Below are 18191 nucleotides of genomic sequence, written 5' to 3' on the forward strand. Positions count from 1 at the left end.
AAGGACTGAGGGAGCGATGAGACTTGCCTCGACGAGGACGCGCACGGCCATGGTGGGCGCACTCTCCGCGATCGCCCTGGGCGTCCCCCTGGCGACCGCGCCCGCGAACGCCGGGACCGCCGCGCCCGATGAGGCCGTCCAGGCCGCGGCCGTCCAGCTCGGCGGCCACTGGGCACCGTTCAGCCGCTGTCCGGTCGACGACCCCGCGATGCTCGCGGCCGACGGCCGTACGCTGATTCCCACCTGCGTCTCGTCCTACTCGCCGAGCGGCTCCATAAAGCTCGGCAGGACGACCACGCCCACCACCTGGACCGACCTGCAGTTCGGCGTCATCCAGAACACCGTGGAGAAGACGTTCACCGTCGTCCCGGCGCCCGCCGGCTCGCTGCTCGCGGCCCCCGCCGAGATCCCCGGCGGTCTCCTCGGGCTCGCCTGCCCGCCGGACGTGCCGGTGGTGACGGGCATCTGCGAGCTGCTCACCGACAACACCCTCAACCGCGTCGTCGCCAAGGTCGAGTCCGCCGGAGCCCCGCGCGACTACGACCTCACCGCCGGATACGGCAACGGCAAGCCGATCGTCACGGTGCCGATCCGCATCAAGCTGGAGAACCCGTTCCTCGGCGACAAGTGCTACATCGGGTCGAACGCCACCCCGATCCTGCTCAAGCCGCAGAACCTGGCCTTCCCGAAGGTCGCCGTCCAGCGGTTCGACGGGAACGGCACGCCGAACACCGCGGGCTCCATGCTGCGGTTCGCGCTGACCGAGAAGAACCAGGGCGACAGCACCTTCACCGTGCCGAAGGCGAGCGGCTGCGGGCTCGGTGGAATCCTCAACGGCGCCATCGACCTGAAGACCGGGCTGCCCTCGCCCTCGGGTGCGAACAGCCTGCTGCTGAACAACACGTCCACGTACAGCGGCGGACTGACCTCGCCCGCGAGCGTACTGCCCGACGCGGGCAAGGTGCTTTCCCAGAACTGGCACTCGGCGCAGACTTCCTGACGCAATGCGAAAACACGGGGGCCGTCCCGACGGGATGGCCCCCGTTCCTTGTCGCGGCATTGTCATCGGATGACAAAGGGAATCCGCCCGGTACTCATCGGGAAACAAGAACAGTGGGGCTTGCCAAAAGTTCCGGAACCGGTATTGCTAAGGCAGGTTACCCGGTCGTAACGTCCGCTGTGCAGGCAACTCGGCCTTCGCGAGCCGTAAAAAAGGGACCCCGGAAGCGCTCTCCCCGTCCGGGGTCCGCATCGGGGAGGCTCCCGCTCCGAACCCTCCAATTTCGGGCGGAAGCACCCCTGTCGGGACCCCGTGACCCGGCCCCCCTGGGCCACGGGGTCCCGCTCCGGAAGGCCCCGCGTGCTCACCGGCACACAAAGTCGTCGGAGGTGTTTGTCATCCGATGACAAATCCCTGGATCTTGATGGATTTCCCTGTACAACGGCTTGTCCCGGCGGGTCCGGCCAACTTAACGTGCGCCCCTCGGTGCGCTTCTGTCACTTCGTTAGTGCTCCAGGAGGTGAGATGGGAATCGAAGTTGTCGTCGAAGGGCTGACCAAGTCCTTTGGCAAGCAGAACATCTGGCAGGACGTGACGCTCACCCTGCCCGCGGGTGAAGTCAGCGTGATGCTCGGGCCGTCCGGAACCGGCAAGACCGTGTTCCTGAAGTCCTTGGTCGGGCTGCTCAAGCCGGAACGCGGCCGCGTCCTCGTCAACGGCGTGGACATGGTGCGCGGCTCCGAGCGCGCCATCTACGAGACGCGCAAGCTGTTCGGCCTGATGTTCCAGGACGGCGCGCTCTTCGGGTCGATGACGCTCTTCGACAACATCGCCTTCCCGCTCCGCGAGCACACGAAGAAGAAGGAGTCGGAGATCCGCCGCATCGTCATGGAGCGGATGGAGATCGTCGGCCTCCTCGGCGCGGAGGAGAAGCTCCCCGGCGAGATCTCCGGCGGCATGCGCAAGCGCGCCGGGCTCGCCCGCGCGCTGGTGCTCGACCCGCAGATCATCCTCATCGACGAGCCCGACTCCGGCCTCGACCCGGTGCGCACCGCCTACATCTCGCAGCTGCTGATCGACCTCAACGCGCAGATCGACGCGACGATGCTGATCGTCACCCACAACCTCGACATCGCGGCGACCGTCCCCGACAACATGGGGATGCTCTTCCTCCGCAAGCTCGTCACCTTCGGGCCGAGGGAGGTGCTGCTCACCAGCGACGAGCCGGTCGTCTCGCAGTTCCTCGCCGGGCGCAAGGAAGGCCCCATCGGGATGTCCGAGGAGAAGGACGCCGCGACGCTGGCGGCCGAGCAGCTGAACGGCAGCCCCCTCGGTGACGAACCGCGCGTGGTCGTACCGCAGCTGGAGCCCTCGCCCGGCATGCCCGAGCGGCGCGCCGTGCTCCGCCGCCGCGAGCGCGTGCTCGCGATGATGGGCCAGCTCCCGGAGGGCGCCCGCGCGGCGATCGCCCAGAGCTACGGCCAGACGGGGACGGGCCCCGCGGTCTCCGTGAACGGCGGGGCCGTTCGGTGACCGCCCAGCTGCCCCCGCCGTCCCCCGAGCCGCCGCAGGGCGCCCCGGGGTCCGGCGGCACGCCGCCGGGCGGCGGGCCCACACGGAACCACCCCGCACCGCCCCACGCCGCGCCGCTCCACCCCGCGCCGCCCCACGCCGCGCCGAATCACCCCGCACCGCCCCCCGCCGCGGCGGCCCCGCCCGGCACCCCCGCGCCCGGCCGCATCGCCACCGTGCCCACGCTCACCGCGAACCTCACCAAGAACGCGGGGACCCCCGGCCGGCGCGCCCAGGGCGACGCGGACCACCCGTGGGACGGCGCGGACACCGCGCCCCCCGGCGAGCCGCAGCCGCTCAAGGCGCTCGCGCCGCTGCGCCAGACCGGCCAGATGTTCGCGCTCGCCGCGACCGTCGCGCGCGCGATCTTCCGCAGGCCGTTCCAGGTGCGGGAGTTCATCGAGCAGTTCTGGTTCATCGCCAGCGTGACGATCCTGCCCGCCGCGCTCGTCTCGATCCCGTTCGGCGCGGTCATCGCCCTCCAGGTCGGCTCGCTCACCCAGCAGCTCGGCGCCCAGTCCTTCACCGGCGGCGCCAGCGTCCTCGCGGTCATCCAGCAGGCCAGCCCGCTCATCGTGGCCCTGCTCATCGCGGGCGCCGGCGGCTCCGCGATCTGCGCCGACCTAGGCTCCCGCAAGATCCGCGAGGAGCTGGACGCCATGGAGGTGATGGGCGTCTCGCCCATCCAGCGCCTCGTGGTGCCCAGGGTCCTCGCGACGATGTTCGTCGCGGTGCTCCTCAACGGCCTGGTCTCCGTCGTCGGCACCCTCGGCGGCTACTTCTTCAACGTGATCATGCAGGACGGCACCCCGGGCGCGTACCTCTCCAGCTTCTCCGCGCTCGCCCAGCTGCCCGACCTGTACATCAGCGAGATCAAGGCGCTGATCTTCGGCTTCATCGCGGGCATCGTCGCCGCCTACCGCGGCCTCAACCCGCGCGGCGGCCCCAAGGGCGTCGGCGACGCGGTGAACCAGTCCGTCGTCATCACCTTCCTGCTGCTGTTCTTCGTGAACATGGTCCTCACGGCGATCTACCTCCAGATCGTCCCGGCGAAGGGTGGCTGAGGAATGTCCATGCTCAGCTGGCTCGACCGATCGGGCGACCAACTCGCGTTCTACGTGCGTGCGTTGCTCTGGATCCCGCGCACCCTGCGCCGCTACACCAAGGAGGTCCAGCGGCTGCTCGCCGAAGTGGCCTTCGGCAGCGGCGGCCTCGGCGTCATCGGCGGCACCATCGGCGTGATGATCGCGATGACGCTCGCCACCGGCACCGTCGTCGGCCTCCAGGGCTACGCCGCGCTCAACCAGATCGGCACCGCGGCCTTCACCGGCTTCGTCTCCGCCTACTTCAACACCCGCGAGATCGCCCCGCTCGTCGCGGGCCTCGCGCTGTCGGCCACCGTCGGCGCGGGCTTCACCGCACAGCTCGGCGCCATGCGCATCAACGAAGAGGTGGACGCGCTCGAAGCGATGGGCGTGCGCTCCATGCCGTACCTCGTCACCACCCGCATCATCGCGGGCGTCGTGGCGATCATCCCGCTGTACGCGATCGGGCTGCTCTCCTCCTACCTGGCCTCCCGCTGGATCACCGTCCTGTTCAACGGCCAGTCGGCGGGCACCTACGACCACTACTTCAACCTGTTCCTCTCGCCGAACGACGTCATCCTCTCCGTCTTCAAGGTGCTGGTCTTCAGCGTGATGGTGATCCTCGCGCACTGCTACTACGGCTTCCGCGCGACCGGCGGACCCGCGGGCGTCGGCGTCGCCGTCGGCCGCTCCGTGCGCAACGCCATCGTGCTGATCGCCGTCACCGACTTCTTCCTGTCGCTGGCGATCTGGGGCGCGACCACGACCGTGAAGGTGGCCGGCTGATGGCGGACGCGAAGAAGCTGCGCACCCGGCTGGCCGGAGTCGTCTTCCTGACGGTGCCCGCCCTGCTCGTCTGGCTCTCCGTCGCCGTGTACGACAAGGAGTTCAGCGACGACGCGGAAGTCGTCCTGCACACCGGCGCCGTCGGCAACGAGATGCACCGCAACGCGGAGGTCAAGCTGCGCGGCGTCGTCATCGGCCAGGTCCGCGAGATCACCGCGGACCCCGACGGCAACGGCGCCCGCCTCACCCTCGCCCTGGACCGGGACAAGATCGGCAGCGTCCCCGCCGACGTCACCGCCCAGATGCTGCCCACCACCCTCTTCGGACAGCGCTTCGTGGCGCTCGTACCGCCGGAGGGCAGCGCGGGCACCCGGGCGCTCAAGGCGGGCGACACCATCAGCCAGGACCGCTCCAGCAACGCCATCGAGCTGGAGCAGGTGCTCGACAACGTCCTGCCGCTGCTCACCGCCGTGAAGCCGGAGAAGCTCTCCGCCACCCTCACCGCGGTCGCCACCGCGCTCGAAGGGCGCGGCGACAAGCTCGGCACCACCCTCGTCGAACTCGGCGACCACCTGGAGAAGCTCAACCCCCAACTGCCCACGCTCAACCGCGACATCCAGCAGCTGGTCAAGGTCACCAAGGTGTACGGCGACAACTCGCCCGACATACTCCAGGCGCTCACCGACTTCACCACCACCAGCTCCACGCTGGTCGACGAGCGGGCCGACCTGGTCGAGGCGTACGGCTCCACGACGGCAACGGCGAACGAGTTCACCACGTTCCTGCGCAACAACAAGGACAACATCATCCGGCTCTCCGCCAGCAGCCGCCCCACCCTCGAACTGCTCGCCGAGTACTCCCCGTCCTTCCCCTGCACCCTGCGCACCCTCGCCGGATTCGTCCCGGCCATGGACAAGGCGCTCGGCAAGGGCACCGACGAACCGGGCCTGCACGTCAACGTCAAGGCCGTGCCCTCGCGCGGCAAGTACCTGCCGGGCAAGGACGCCCCGGCGTACACCGCCAGCGGCGGACCGCAGTGCTACTCCGTCCCCTACAACGGCCGCTCCGCGCCGATGGCCGTCCCCGCCGTCGACAAGGGGCTCGGGCTGCCGAACTCCCCGCAGGAGAACCAGCTCGTGAACGAACTCCTCGCGCCCGACCTCAAGGTGCGCCCGCAGTCACTCCCCGACTGGAGCAGCCTGCTGCTCGGCCCCGCGTTCCGGGGCGCGGAGGTGAAGCTGAAGTGAAACGCCGCTCGATAGCCGGACCGCTCGTCAAGTCACTGGTCTTCGTGCTGGTCACCGCCGTCTCCACGACCGTGCTCGCGTTCAGCATCGCCAACACGGGCGTCGGCGACACCTACGGGTACAAGGCGCGCTTCAGCGACGTCACCGGGCTCGTCGAGGGCGACAGCGTCCGGATCGCCGGGGTGAAGGTCGGCCAGGTCGATTCCATCAGGGTGGTGGACCGGCGGATCGCCGAGGTCGACTTCTCCGTCCAGAAGGGACGCGAGCTGCCGGGGTCGGTGACCGCGGCCGTCAAGTACCTCAACATGGTCGGCCAGCGCTACATCGACCTCGACCGGGGCGCGGGCACCGTCGGCCAGGTGTTCGCCCCCGGCTCGACGATCCCGCTCGCCCGCACCAGCCCCGCACTCGACCTCACCCAGCTCTTCAACGGCTTCCAGCCGCTCTTCAAGGGCTTGGCCCCGGCCGAGATGAACAAGCTCGCGGGCTCGCTCGTCCAGGTGCTCCAGGGCGAGGGCGGCACCGTCGACAGCGTCATGCAGCACGTCGGCTCGCTCACCACGACCGTCGCCGACAAGGACGCGGTCATCGGCGAGGTGATCACCAACCTGAACACCGTGCTGACCACGATCAACGCCCGCGAGGCGGGCTTCAACGACCTCGTGGTGACGCTCCAGCAGCTGGTCACGGGCTTCGCCGGGGACCGCAAGCCGCTCGGCGAAGCGGTGGAGTCGATGGGCGCGCTGACGACCGTCACCGCCGACCTCCTCCAGGACGGCCGCGCGCCGCTCAAGGACAGCATCAAGCAGCTCGGCAGGGCCTCGGGCAACCTCGCGGACGCCTCCGGGCAGCTGGACGCCTTCCTCAAGAAGACCCCCGCCAAGATGGAGGCGCTGACCCGGCTCTCCTCGTACGGCTCCTGGTTCAACCTCTACCTCTGCGAGGCGAAGATCCGCGGCGTCACGACCTCCGACGGCTCGGCCCCGCCCACCGGGATAGCGATCACGCAATCGAGGTGCCGCGCATGAAGCCCGTACGGGACCGCAACCCCGTCGCCGTCGGCCTGGTCGGCCTGCTGGTGCTCGCGCTCGTCGGCCTCGCCGCCTACCGCGCGGACTCGCTGCCCTTCATCGGCGGCGGCACCACCTACACCGCCGACTTCAGCGAGGCCGCGGGGCTCGACGAGGGCGACGAGGTGCGCGTGGCGGGCGTCAAGGTCGGCGAGGTCACCGGGGTCGCCCTGGACGGCCCCAAGGTCAAGGTCACCTTCAAGGTGAAGGACGCCTGGGTCGGCGACGCCAGCACGATCTCCATCGCCATCAAGACGCTGCTCGGCGAGAAGTACCTGGCGCTCGACCCGCTCGGCACCGGCGCCCAGGACCCCGGCCGGCGCATCGCCAAGAGCCGCACCACGTCCCCGTACGACGTCACCCAGGCGTTCAGCGACCTCGGGGACACCGTCGGGGCCATCGACACCGCGCAGCTCGCCCAGAGCTTCGAGACCATCTCGGCGGCCTTCAAGGACTCGCCGCCGCACGTGCGCTCCGCGGCGACCGGGCTCTCCGCGCTCTCCAAGACGATCTCCGAGCGGGACGCGCAGCTCGCGACCCTCCTCAAGAGCAGCAAGCAGCTCACCGCGACCCTCGCCGACAAGAAGAGCAGCTTCGAGACGCTCATCGACGACGGCAGCCTGCTGCTCGGCGAGATCAAGGCGCGCCGGGACGCCATCCACGCCCTCCTCACCGGCACCAGGAACCTGGGCGTCCAGCTCACCGGCCTGGTCGCCGACAACGAGGCCCAGCTGAGGCCGACGCTGGTCGCGCTCGGCAAGGTCACCAAGGTCCTCAACAAGAACCGGGCGAGCCTCGACAAGGCGCTGAACCTCGCGGGCCCGTACTACCGGCTGGTCGGCAACACCCTCGGCAGCGGCCGCTGGTTCGACAACTACGTCTGCGGGCTCGTCCCCAAGGAGTACCTGTCGCAGACGGAACCGCGGACCACCGACTGCATCCCGCCGAAGAGGCCGAAGAACCCGAACAAGAAGGGGGGCGAGTGACCGTGCAGAGACGGCGCGCCGTCGCCATCGGGGCCGGCATCGCCCTGATCGCCACCGTGGCGACCACCGGCGTCATGGCGCTCGACGACTCCGACTCGACCGTGATCACCGCCTACTTCCCCAGCGCCACCGGCGTGTACGAGGGGTCCGACCTGCGGATCCTCGGGGTGAAGGTCGGCACGGTCGACTCCGTCGAGCCCCAGGGCGACGAGGTCAAGGTGGTGCTGCTGCTCGACGAGGGCGTGAAGGTCCCCAAGGCGGCCCACGCCGTGGTGGTCATGCCCAGCGTCGTCGCCGACCGGTACATCCAGCTGGCGCCCGCCTACACCTCGGGGCCCGAGATCGAGGACGGCGCCGTGCTCCCGGCGGCGGGCAACTCCACCCCGGTCGAGGTCGACCAGCTCTACGCCTCCATCACCGAGTTGACCGAGGCGCTCGGGCCGGGCGGCGCCAACTCCAAGGGCGCGCTGACCGGGCTCTTCGAGACCGGGGCCAAGAACCTGGACGGCAACGGCAAGGCGATCGGCGACTCCATCGCGCAGTTCGGCAAGGCCACCAGGACCCTCAACGGCAGCAGCAAGGACCTGTTCGACACGCTCGCCCAGCTCCAGACCTTCACCAGCATGCTGAAGAACAAGGACGCGGGCGTGCGCACCGCACAGACCAGGCTCGGCCAGGTCTCCACCTTCCTCGCCCAGGACAAGGAGAACCTGGGCGCGGCGCTCAAGGAGCTGGGCAAGGCGCTCGCCCAGGTCAAGGGGTTCATCCAGAAGAACCGCGGCGAGATCAAGAAGAACGTCGAGGCGCTCGTGCCGATCACCCGGACGCTGGTCGACCAGCGCGCCGCGCTGGCGGAGGCCATGGACGCGGCGCCGCTCGCCGCGGGCAACGTGCTGAACGCGTACGACCCCGTGCACCGCACCATCGACGGCCGGACCAACCTGCTGGAGATCAGCGCGCTGAAGGACCCGCAGGTCCCGGCCTCCGCGCTCGCCGGACTCGCCCCGGTCGACGCCGGACGCAGACAGGCGCTGCCCGTACTGCCGCTGCCGCCGGTCGGCACGGTGTACGGCACGCCGGACCGGACCGGGAAGCCGGGCACGACGTCAGGAGGTGCGCGATGAGCAGCCGCGCCACGCGCATCAAGAGGGGTACGGGACTGGCGGCCGCCGTCGCGGTGGTGTCCGCCTTCACCGTCATCGTCAGCGGCGCCGAGATGCCCGAGTTCTCCGGCATCGACCAGCTGCCGCTGCCCGGCGGCGCCGACCTGGGCGACCACCCCTACACGGTCACCGCCGAGTTCGGCGACGTGCTCAGCCTCGTACCGCAGTCCGCGGTGAAGGTGAACGACGTCGCCATCGGCCGCGTCACCAGGATCAAGCTGTCCGACGACGGCTGGACCGCCAAGGTCACCATGAAGATCAACGGCAAGGTGAAGCTGCCCGCCGACGCCTACGCCCGCCTGGAGCAGTCCAGCCTGCTGGGCGAGAAGTACGTCCAGCTCGCGCCGCCCCCCAAGCCCGGGAGCGGAAAGCCCGGCGAGGGGAAGCCGGGCGGAGGGAAGCCGGGCGACCCGGTCCGCCCCGACGACCTCACCGAGCCCGGCGACCTCCAGACCGTCGCGGCCACCGCCCCCGCCGCCGGCCCGCTCAAGGACGGCTCCCACATCCCGCTCGCCAGGACCAACCGCAACCCCGAGGTCGAAGAGGTCTTCGGCGCCCTGTCCATGCTCCTCAACGGCGGCGGCGTCAGCCAGCTGAAGACCATCACCACCGAGCTGGGCAAGGCGCTGCACGGCAAGGAGCCCGAGATCAAGGCCACACTGCGGCGCATCGACACCCTCGTCACCAACCTCGACACCCACAAGGGCGACATCACCCGCGCCCTCGACGGCATGAACCGGCTCTCCGCCACGCTCGCCACCCGCAAGCAGGCCGTCGGAGAGGTCCTCACCGGACTCAGCCCCGGCCTCAAGGTCCTTGAGGAACAGCGCGGTTCGCTGCTGACCATGCTGCGTTCCCTGGACGCCCTGTCCACCGTGGCCGTCGACACGGTCAACAAGAGCAAGGCCGACATGATCGCCGACCTCAAGGCACTCGCCCCGACCCTCAGGGCGCTCGCCGACTCCGGCAAGTCGCTGCCCGACTCGCTCCAGGTGCTGTTCACCTATCCGTTCACCGACGAGGTGATGCGCGGCGTGAAGGGCGACTACCTCAACGTGTACCTGGACGCGACGGCCGTGCCCGGCACCCAGATCATCCCCGCGCTGGAACCGCCGAAGGCGCCCGGGACCACGCAGGGCACGGGCCCGGCCGGAACCGCCGTCGAGTCCCTGCCGCTGCCGCTCCCCCCGGTCGGGGGTGCCCGCTGATGCTGACCCTCGCCACCCGCCTGAAGAACCTCGCGTTCCTCGTCATCGGCGTGCTCGTCCTCGGCTACCTCGGCGTGCGCTACGCCGACCTCGGCCGCTACGTCGGCATGCGCGACTACTACACCGTGAAACTCCAACTCGCCCAGACCGGAGGCCTGTTCACCCACTCCAACGTCACCTACCGGGGCGTTTCCGTGGGCCGCGTCGGACCCATCGAGCTGACCGAGGAAGGGGTCGTCGCCGAGCTGCGCATCAAGGACTCCGCGCCGGACATCCCCGACGAGCTGACGGCCGTCGTCGCCAACCTCTCGGCGGTCGGCGAGCAGTACGTCGACCTGCGCCCCGTACGGGACGAGGGGCCCTACCTCGGCAACGGATCGGTCATCGAGCAGCAGTACACCCAGGTGCCCGCGCCCGTGACCAAGGTCCTGACCGGCATCAACGACCTCGCGGCCTCCGTCGACCTGGGCGCGCTGCGCACCGTCGTCGAGGAGCTGGGCACCGCGTTCGCCGGCCGGGGCGAGGACCTCCAGCTGCTGCTGGACAGCGGCAGCGACTTCGTCCAGGCCGCCGACAAGGCGCTGCCCACCAACACCCAGCTGATGATCGACGGGGAGACCGTGCTGCGCACCCAGGCCGAACAGTCCGGCGCCATCAGGGAGTTCGCCACCGGCGCCAAGGAGCTGGCGGGACAGCTCAAGAGCTCCGACACCGACCTGCGCAAGCTGATCGCGGCGGCGCCCGAGGCGGCGGGCCAGGTCACCGCGCTGCTGCGGGACGTCGAACCGGGCTTCGGCGTGGTGCTGGCCAATCTGCTCACCACGTCGGAGGTCGCCGTGACCCGGCAGCGCGGCCTGGAGGAGTTCTTCGTGAAGATGCCGGCCGTCGTCTCGGCGGGCGCCACCGCGATCACCCCGAAGGGCGCGAACTTCGGCATGGCGGTGACGTTCTTCGACCCGCTGCCCTGCACGGCCGGGTACGAGGGCACGGAGTACCGCCCGGGTCAGGACGTCTCCCCGGCCAAGCGGCTCAACACCAAGGCGCGCTGCGCCTCGCCCGCGAGCGGCGGACTGAACGTACGGGGCAGCGCGCACGCGCCGAGCGGCGGACCCGCCCCCGTACCGGCGAAGCCGGGGTCGCTCCTGCCGGGCGCGCTGGGCCTGCCGGACGTCGGCGCGGCCCCGAAGGGCGCGGACCCGATGGCGGCGCTGCTGGGGCTGGAGGGCGGCCGATGAGCGGTTCGGGGAGCGGTTCTGGGATTCGTGAGGCGAGTCGTACGGTGAGTCGACGGGCCGTCGCCTGGGGGGCGGCGCTCGTGGTGTCGGCGGTCTTCTGCGGCTTCGGCGGCTGGTCGTACGCGGCGGCCGACGGTGACGAGGAGCTGACGTTCGCCCAGACCAGGGACCGGGTGCTGACGGCGGGCAGGGCGCACGTCGCCCGGCTCAGCAGCGCGGACGGCACACAGCCGGACGCCGCGGTCGAGCGGTGGCTGGACGCGTCGACCGGCGCGCTCAACGAGGAGCTGCGGCGCACCAGGGCCGCCAGCGAGGCGAAGCTGCGCAAGGCGGGCACCGATGCGCGCGGCACCGTGACGGACGCGGCGCTCACCGCGTTGGACGAGCGAGCGGGGACCGCCGAGCTGATCGCGACGGTGCGGGTGCAGGTGAAGGGCGCCGCCGCGCCGGAGCGCAAGCGCTTCGAGGCGACGCTGGCCAGGACCGGGGACGGCTGGAAGGTCCAGTCGCTCACCGCCGTACCGCTGGGAGGTGCGTCATGAGCCTCGACTCGGTGGGGGCGGACGCCGTCGACAAGGCCGCCGCCGCGGACCCGGAGGTGCCGGACGCGGAGATGTCGGACGCGGAGGTGCCGGACGTGGACGCCGCGCCGGACGCGGACGCCGGCGGCGGGCCCGGTGCTCCGGGGGCCGACGAGGAGGACGGCACCGCGCGCCGCTGGCCCGCCAGGGTCGCCGGGCTGCTGGTCCTCGTCCTCATCGCGTGCGGAGCCGTACTCCTGCTCAAGGCGGACGAGTTGGGCGACGACCCGGCGGCGGGCAACCGCGCGCTCACCGACGCGGCGGCCACCGAGCGGGTCTCGGGCGACGTCAGCAGCGCCCTGTCCACGGTCTTCAGCTACACGCCCGAGGACACGGCAGGCACCCGCAAGGCCGCGCGCGGCCTGCTCGCGGGGAAGGCGGCGCGGCAGTACGAGGGCCTGTTCGGGCAGGTCGAGCGGCGCGCCGCCGAGCAGAAACTGACGCTGACCACGCACGTCGTACGGGCCGGGGTGACCCGGCTCACCGACCGCGGGGCCCACCTCCTGGTCTTCCTCGACCAGGTCGCGGAGCGGCAGGGCAGACCGGCGACCACGGTGGCGGCGCAGCTCTCGGTCACGGCCGAACTGCACGGCGGCCACTGGCGGATCGTCGACATCACATCGCGCTAGACGGGACGGGTCACATGGCACGGAAGGTACGCAACCCGCTGGTCGTCGCCGCGGCCGCGCTGGCGCTGCTGGCGGCGGGGGGCGCGGGCTGGGGCGGCTGGTCCTGGTACGCGGCGGCGCACGACGACTCGGCCGACTACGCGCGGGCGAGGGACGACGTGCGGGCGGCGGGGGAGCAGGCGGTGCAGAACCTCAACACGCTCGACCACAAGGACCTGCGCAGCGGCCTGGACCGCTGGGAGGACTCGACGACGGGCGAGCTGCACAAGCAACTGACGCAGGGGCGACCGCAGTTCGAGAAGCAGATCGAACAGGCCAGGACGGTCTCGACGGCTCGGGTGCTGTCCGGAGCGGTGACCGAGCTGGACGAGCGGGCCGGCCGGGCCCGGGTGATGGTCGCCCTGCGGATCACGGTCACGGCGCCGAAGGGCAAGCCCGCGGCGAAGGAGAGCCGGATGCTCGGCGAGCTGACGCGCACGCCGGACGGCTGGAAGCTCAGCGCGCTGGGACAGGCGCCGGTCGGCAACAACCCGGCCTGACCGGAGAAGGAGCCCGTACGCATGTCGACAACACGCCACCTCATCAACCGTCAGCGCCGACTGGCCACGAAGCCCCCGGAGCGCGCCTCGGGCGGCTCGGGCGGCTCGGGGGCGCCAGGGGGGAGCGGGACGGCCACGGCGACCCGTCCGGAAGGGGCGCCCGCCGCGACGGCCGGGCCCGAGGCGGCCGTGGAGCCGGACGGGACGGCAGTTCCGGAGGCCGCGGAGGTCACCGAGGCCGTGGAAGCCGGGCCGGATGCCAATGACGGTGCCACCGCCCCTGAAGACGCTCCCGCCGCTCCCGTCACCCCCGTCACCCCCTCCGCGTCGCGCCGCAGGGCCCGGTTGCCGGTGGTGCTCGGCGCCCTGACCGTGCTGCTCGGCGGTTTCGCCGCCTTCGCGTTCGGCCAGGCGGGCGACCTGCGCGAGGACCCGTCCACGAGCAACACCGCGCTCACCGACATCGCCCGCACCAGCGAGGTGAAGGGGCAGATCGGCAAGGCGGTGTCCGCCGTGTTCTCGTACAACTTCGCCGATCCGGCCGCGTCGCAGCGGACGGCGGATGGTCACCTCACCGGCAAGGCGGTCGGGCAGCACAAGGCGATGCTCGCGGCCGTACGGGAGCAGGGGCCCGCGCAGAAGCTCGTACTGACGACGGTGGTGACCGAGAGCGGCGTCGAACTCCTCGACGGCGACCGGGCGCGGCTGCTCGTCTACGCGGACCAGAGCAACACCCGTACCGCGGCCAAGGGTGGCAAGGCGGGCGAGACCAGCTACGCCGCCGCGATGTTCGCGGTGGACGCCGTCCGCGAGAAGGGCACCTGGCGGATCGCCAACATCGACACCTTCACGGGGTGAGGAGCACGATGACAGGCAAACAGCGCCGCTCCGGCCGACCGCTCCGGCCGGGTCGTCCGCTCCGGCCGGGCCGGGTGCGCCGCGGCCTCACCGGGACGGGCGTCGCGGTCTTCGCGATGGCGGCCCTCACGGCCTCGCAGGCCCCCGAATTCACGCTCGACTACCCGAGGCCCGTCGAGGGGGTGGCGGGCGCCTCCGGGGTGCCGGAGGCGACGGAGGTGTCGAACGACGACTCGTACCACACCGAACTCCCGCCGCTCGTCTCGCCGAAGCCGGTGGGGGACCGCCCCGGCGAGATGCCGGGGCCCAAGGCGGCGCTCCAGGTGCGGGCGTGGTCGCAGGCGGGCATTCCGGCGACGGTGCTCGCCGCGTACCGCAGGGCCGAGTCGGCCGTGGCGGGCACGGACCCGTCCTGCGGGCTGCCGTGGCAACTCCTCGCGGCCATCGGCAAGGTGGAGTCGGGGCAGGCGGGCGGCGGCCGGGTCGACGCGAACGGCAGGACGCTCACCCCGATCCTGGGCCCGGTCCTGGACGGCGCGGGCTTCGCGCGGATCGGGGACACGGACGGCGGCGCGTACGACGGCGACACGGCGTTCGACCGGGCGGTGGGGCCCATGCAGTTCATCCCCTCCACCTGGGCGGCCTGGGGCCAGGACGGCAACGGCGACGGCCGCAAGGACCCCAACAACATCTACGACGCCGCGCTCGCGGCCGGGCGCTATCTCTGCGCGGGGCAGCGGCAGTTGACGGTCGATGCGGACCTGGACCGGGCGATCCTGAGCTACAACCGCTCGGACGTGTACCTGAGCACGGTGCTGGCCTGGCTGGAGTTCTACCGCAAGGGCACGCACCCGGTCGCGGACGGCACGGGCGTGGTCCCGCTCAGCCCGGGTGCGGGCGGCTCCACGCCGCCGGTGCGGCCGGTGGGCGAGGGCGGCGGGGGCAAGGGCAACGGGAAGGGGAACGGGAACGGGAAGGGGAACGGGAACGGGAAGGGCGGAATCGTGGTGGGCCCGCAGCCCTCGTCCTCGGCGCGCCCGTCGAAGCCGGTGGTCAAACCCCCGAAGCCGTCGACCCGCCCCACGGTCCCCACGACGCCTCCCACGACCCCACCGACGACCCCGCCCACGACGCCTCCGACCACTCCGCCCACCACGCCGCCCACGACGCCTCCGACGACGCCCCCGACCACCCCGCCGACGGATCCCCCGACCACGCCGCCCACGACCCCGCCGACGGACCCGCCCTGCACCCCGGCCCCCACGCCCGACCCGACGGACACGACCGCCCCGACGGACCCCCCGCCGGGCACCCCGTGCCCCGCACCGGGAACGGGCACCTGATCGCGGACGGCCCCCCCGGTCGAACCCCCGGTCGGCCCCCGGTGGCCGTCCGGCAGCGGGCTACGATCACGGCCATGAATCTTGAGGCGCAACTCGCCGGGCTGGCCGACTTGGGCCTGCCGCTCGCGGCGGGCAGGACCGTGGACGAACTGCTGTACTCCTGGCCGCGGGAGTCGTACGAGGACAAGCCGTTCGACGTGCTGCTGTACGTGCTGGGCTGCGAGGTCGAGGCCGAACCGTGGGGGCGGCGGTTCTGCGACCGGGCGTGGCACTTCGACACGGAGTGCGTGCGCGGCGCGGGGTCGTACGTCGCGATCGTCGGCCAACTGTGCCGGACAGCCGGCCGCCAGGACGCGCTGACCGACGTGCGGGACCACGTGGACTTGGGCGCCGAGGAGGCGTGGATCGAGTACCGGGCCGGGGGCCGGGAGCGCCGCTGGGACATAGAGGTCAGGGACGACTGGGCGGACCTGATGACGGTCGGCTACGTCATGGACGACCTGGAAGGCGACGGGCACCGGTTCTACGCGAGGCGCAACGGCCAGGCGATGACGCTCTACTTCCTGACGGAGGCGGAAGCGGACCGGCTCAACGGGTTGGTGGGGGAGCGGCTAGTCACCCCGTTCCTGGGGTAGCGGCGCCGAGCGCTCGCCGCGCGGCTCGCGGGGGTGGTCCGGCGGGACGGCGTCGGGCGCGGCGGTCGCGGGAGCTTCCACGCACCGCAGCGCGGCCTTGACCGGCCGGGCGGGCCGGGGCTCGGGGCGCCTGGAGTAGTAGGGGGAGCCGGGGTTCGGCACGGACATCATGGCGGGTCCCTTCCTGCGGGGTGCTGCGCCGGTCACTCGGGGCGGGCCCACTCGCCGTGGTCCGGGTGGTTCTCGATCTCGACGTTGCAGTCGGAGACCCGGGACAGGTCCCCGCGGGCGCGCGCCGCCGCGCGCAACGCCCCGAAGGCGAAGCAGGCGGAGCAGCCCTGCACGGGCTTGGGCGTCGGTCGGGGCAGGCGGAGGTGGACGGGCGGGTCCATGTACGTCTTGTTCGTCATCGTTGCTTCCCTGCGGTGCTTGGCGTTCTCGTTCTGTTGGCGACGCTAGGAGTCGGCTGCCCGACGTTCCAGGAACTTGCACGAGTTTGCGCGGCAATTCCTGTGTCGGCAGGCGGTGTTGACGCCATCTGGCCTGCTGGTGAAGCTGGTGCAAGTCCGAGCAATCACTTCGACCGAGGAGGCTTCCATGGCCTTGGAGTTCGTCGGGATCGACCCCAACACCGACAGGGACCACTGCCCCACCGTGTGGGCGGACGCGGAAGCTCAGGAGATCTTGTTGCAAGGGTGGAAGCCCAGCCCCGAGACTCGGATTGGGTGCGAGGCGACCAGCCCCGCGAATGGACCGGTACCCGACGACGAAGCCATCGTCAGGATTCCGGCCCGGATGATTCCGATGATCAGGGAGGCGTGCGATGCCGTCGAACGGGCCCGGTTTCGCTGAGTTGCTGGGGCGGTGTGAGCGGTCCGCCGTCCATTTGGAACTGCGCGACTCGTACGCCCCCACCGAGAGGTTTGCCGCGTGGCGGCGCGGCGACCGGATCAACTGGGAAGAGCGGGATTCCTGGTGGCATCCGTACGACCAGTTGATCAGGGACACGGTCGCGCGGGGCGTGTCCGTGCGCAGGGCCCGTGTGGTCTCCGAGCCCGTGTCGGAGTACATCCGCTGGGAGCACTACGTCACTCACGCCAACGTCACGGCCGGCGAGGAAGTGCGGTGGCTGCCAAGGAAACGGGCCACTGACATCCCCCTGCCCGGTAACGACTTCTGGCTGTTCGACGACGCGCTGCTCCGCGTTCATCATTTCTCAGGTGACGGCGTGGTGGTGGAGGACGAGATCACCAGCGACCCAACCACCGTGAAACTGTGCTCCACCGCGTTCGCGGCGGTCTGGGACCGGGCGGTCCCGCACCACCTGTACCAGGTCTGACAACGGCCGGATCCATGCCTCCCCACCCTTCTTCCACTGTTCAGAAGGCGCGCGAAGAGCTCGCGAGCAGCCTTCGTGCGATCAGACGGGACGCGGAGCTCACCGGGCGGGAACTGGCCGCGCGGTGCGGCTGGTCGGAGTCGAAGTCCTCGCGGATCGAGAACGCCAAGACACCGCCTTCTGACGGCGACATCAGGGCGTGGTGTCGAGCGTGCGGTGCCGTCGACCAGATCGCGGATCTGATCGCGGCCAGCAGACAGTCCGCCGACGCCCACGTGCAGTGGAAGCGCCTCCAGCGCAGCGGTCTGCGCCGACTGCAACAGTCCGCGGGAGACGTGTACCAGCAGACGAGGAGGTTCCGGGTCTACGTCTCCGACGTGGTCCCGGGGTTCCTGCAAACGCCCGACTACGCCACCGCCCTCCTCTCCGGCATCGCGGAGTTCCGGGGAATCCCGAACGACGTGGCCGAGGCCGTCGCCGCGCGCGTGAAGCGCAACGCGGTGCTGACCGACGGCGCCCGGCGTTTCTCGTTCGTCCTGGAGGAGTCGGTGCTCCGGTACCGGCTGTGCGACGAGGAGGCCATGGCGGCGCAACTGGGCCATCTGCTCGGGGTGATGAGCCTGCCGAACGTCGCCGTGGGCATCGTGCCGTTCGCGACGCGGCGGACCGTTTGGCCCATGCCCACCTTCACGATCTTCGACAACGCCAGGGTGCACGCGGACACGCTGGACGCCGCGTCCACCCTCACCCAGCCGAGCCAGGTGGAGCTGTACGCCAAGGCCTTCGAGGGGCAGGCGCAGGCGGCCGTCAGGGGCGCGGCGGCCCGCGCCGTAGTGGCGGAGGCCCTTGCGTCCCTGGGGTGACCGGCACCCCCGACCCTCCCGGCCCCCCGGCCCCCCGGCCCCCCGCCCCCGC

The 18191-nt window shown here is 71.2% G+C and carries 21 protein-coding genes; 19 read left to right on the forward strand and 2 right to left on the reverse strand.

All coding sequences use genetic code 11. From position 1 onward, the window contains the following. Positions 1-16 precede the first annotated feature (16 nt). The 16 genes from ACIBNE_RS01330 to ACIBNE_RS01405 all read left to right on the forward strand — a co-directional run bounded on the left by ACIBNE_RS01330 (position 17) and on the right by ACIBNE_RS01405 (position 15937). Positions 17-1000, forward strand: a complete 984-nt coding sequence (locus ACIBNE_RS01330; RefSeq protein ID WP_399268196.1) for a hypothetical protein — start codon at positions 17-19, stop codon at positions 998-1000. A 525-nt stretch (positions 1001-1525) separates the two neighbouring features. Then, a complete protein-coding gene (locus ACIBNE_RS01335) occupies positions 1526-2533 on the forward strand; it encodes an ABC transporter ATP-binding protein (RefSeq protein WP_399268199.1) in 1008 nt (335 codons plus the stop codon). Positions 2534-2748: 215 nt separating this feature from the next. Next, on the forward strand, positions 2749-3636 hold the full coding sequence (locus ACIBNE_RS01340) for an MlaE family ABC transporter permease (protein ID WP_399269997.1): 888 nt from the start codon (positions 2749-2751) through the stop codon (positions 3634-3636). A gap of 3 nt (positions 3637-3639) precedes the next feature. After that, positions 3640-4443, forward strand: coding sequence for an MlaE family ABC transporter permease (locus ACIBNE_RS01345; RefSeq protein ID WP_399268201.1), 804 nt, complete (start codon positions 3640-3642; stop codon positions 4441-4443). Continuing rightward, positions 4443-5690 carry an MCE family protein gene (locus tag ACIBNE_RS01350; RefSeq protein ID WP_399268203.1) on the forward strand — a complete coding sequence of 416 codons (1248 nt, stop codon included), beginning with the start codon at positions 4443-4445 and terminating at the stop codon, positions 5688-5690. Before ACIBNE_RS01345 ends, ACIBNE_RS01350 begins: the two co-directional genes overlap by 1 nt. After that, positions 5687-6718, forward strand: a complete 1032-nt coding sequence (locus ACIBNE_RS01355) for an MCE family protein (RefSeq protein ID WP_399268205.1) — start codon at positions 5687-5689, stop codon at positions 6716-6718. The genes ACIBNE_RS01350 and ACIBNE_RS01355 overlap by 4 nt, the downstream gene beginning before the upstream one ends. Next, a complete protein-coding gene (locus ACIBNE_RS01360) occupies positions 6715-7746 on the forward strand; it encodes an MCE family protein (protein ID WP_399268207.1) in 1032 nt (343 codons plus the stop codon). The genes ACIBNE_RS01355 and ACIBNE_RS01360 overlap by 4 nt, the downstream gene beginning before the upstream one ends. Before the next feature lie 2 nt (positions 7747-7748). Beyond that, positions 7749-8870: an MCE family protein gene (locus ACIBNE_RS01365; RefSeq protein WP_399269999.1), complete on the forward strand. Its 1122-nt coding sequence runs from the start codon at positions 7749-7751 to the stop codon at positions 8868-8870. Next, entirely contained in the window at positions 8867-10117 is a 1251-nt protein-coding gene (locus ACIBNE_RS01370) for an MlaD family protein (RefSeq protein WP_399268209.1), read from the forward strand. The genes ACIBNE_RS01365 and ACIBNE_RS01370 overlap by 4 nt, the downstream gene beginning before the upstream one ends. Continuing rightward, positions 10117-11352 carry an MCE family protein gene (locus ACIBNE_RS01375; RefSeq protein ID WP_399268211.1) on the forward strand — a complete coding sequence of 412 codons (1236 nt, stop codon included), beginning with the start codon at positions 10117-10119 and terminating at the stop codon, positions 11350-11352. Before ACIBNE_RS01370 ends, ACIBNE_RS01375 begins: the two co-directional genes overlap by 1 nt. After that, positions 11349-11894, forward strand: a complete 546-nt coding sequence (locus tag ACIBNE_RS01380) for a hypothetical protein (protein ID WP_399268213.1) — start codon at positions 11349-11351, stop codon at positions 11892-11894. Before ACIBNE_RS01375 ends, ACIBNE_RS01380 begins: the two co-directional genes overlap by 4 nt. After that, a complete protein-coding gene (locus ACIBNE_RS01385; protein ID WP_399268215.1) occupies positions 11891-12562 on the forward strand; it encodes a hypothetical protein in 672 nt (223 codons plus the stop codon). The genes ACIBNE_RS01380 and ACIBNE_RS01385 overlap by 4 nt, the downstream gene beginning before the upstream one ends. 14 nt (positions 12563-12576) lie before the next feature. After that, positions 12577-13101: a hypothetical protein gene (locus ACIBNE_RS01390; protein ID WP_399268217.1), complete on the forward strand. Its 525-nt coding sequence runs from the start codon at positions 12577-12579 to the stop codon at positions 13099-13101. A gap of 21 nt (positions 13102-13122) precedes the next feature. Further along, entirely contained in the window at positions 13123-13959 is an 837-nt protein-coding gene (locus ACIBNE_RS01395; RefSeq protein WP_399268219.1) for a hypothetical protein, read from the forward strand. A gap of 8 nt (positions 13960-13967) precedes the next feature. Beyond that, a complete protein-coding gene (locus ACIBNE_RS01400) occupies positions 13968-15302 on the forward strand; it encodes a lytic transglycosylase domain-containing protein (RefSeq protein ID WP_399268221.1) in 1335 nt (444 codons plus the stop codon). A gap of 74 nt (positions 15303-15376) precedes the next feature. Next, positions 15377-15937 carry a hypothetical protein gene (locus ACIBNE_RS01405; protein ID WP_399268223.1) on the forward strand — a complete coding sequence of 187 codons (561 nt, stop codon included), beginning with the start codon at positions 15377-15379 and terminating at the stop codon, positions 15935-15937. Here the strand turns inward: ACIBNE_RS01405 and ACIBNE_RS01410 are convergent. After that, positions 15914-16108: a hypothetical protein gene (locus ACIBNE_RS01410; RefSeq protein WP_399268225.1), complete on the reverse strand. Its 195-nt coding sequence runs from the start codon at positions 16106-16108 to the stop codon at positions 15914-15916. The genes ACIBNE_RS01405 and ACIBNE_RS01410 overlap by 24 nt on opposite strands. A gap of 32 nt (positions 16109-16140) precedes the next feature. Then, positions 16141-16347 (reverse strand): hypothetical protein, encoded by a 207-nt coding sequence (locus ACIBNE_RS01415; protein ID WP_399268227.1) that lies wholly within the window; start codon positions 16345-16347, stop codon positions 16141-16143. Between the two features lie 187 nt (positions 16348-16534). Here ACIBNE_RS01415 and ACIBNE_RS01420 point away from each other — a divergent pair, with 187 nt between their 5' ends. Genes ACIBNE_RS01420 through ACIBNE_RS01430 form a run of 3 tightly spaced genes read left to right on the forward strand, consistent with a single transcriptional unit; the run spans position 16535 to position 18139 of the window. Next, a complete protein-coding gene (locus ACIBNE_RS01420) occupies positions 16535-16789 on the forward strand; it encodes a hypothetical protein (protein ID WP_399268229.1) in 255 nt (84 codons plus the stop codon). After that, a complete protein-coding gene (locus ACIBNE_RS01425; protein WP_399268231.1) occupies positions 16761-17276 on the forward strand; it encodes a DUF6879 family protein in 516 nt (171 codons plus the stop codon). Before ACIBNE_RS01420 ends, ACIBNE_RS01425 begins: the two co-directional genes overlap by 29 nt. 14 nt (positions 17277-17290) lie before the next feature. Continuing rightward, positions 17291-18139, forward strand: coding sequence for a helix-turn-helix domain-containing protein (locus tag ACIBNE_RS01430; RefSeq protein ID WP_399268233.1), 849 nt, complete (start codon positions 17291-17293; stop codon positions 18137-18139). The last annotated feature ends 52 nt before the right edge of the window (positions 18140-18191 follow it).

This window comes from Streptomyces sp. NPDC050504 (genome assembly GCF_044458065.1).
GTDB lineage: Bacteria > Actinomycetota > Actinomycetes > Streptomycetales > Streptomycetaceae > Streptomyces.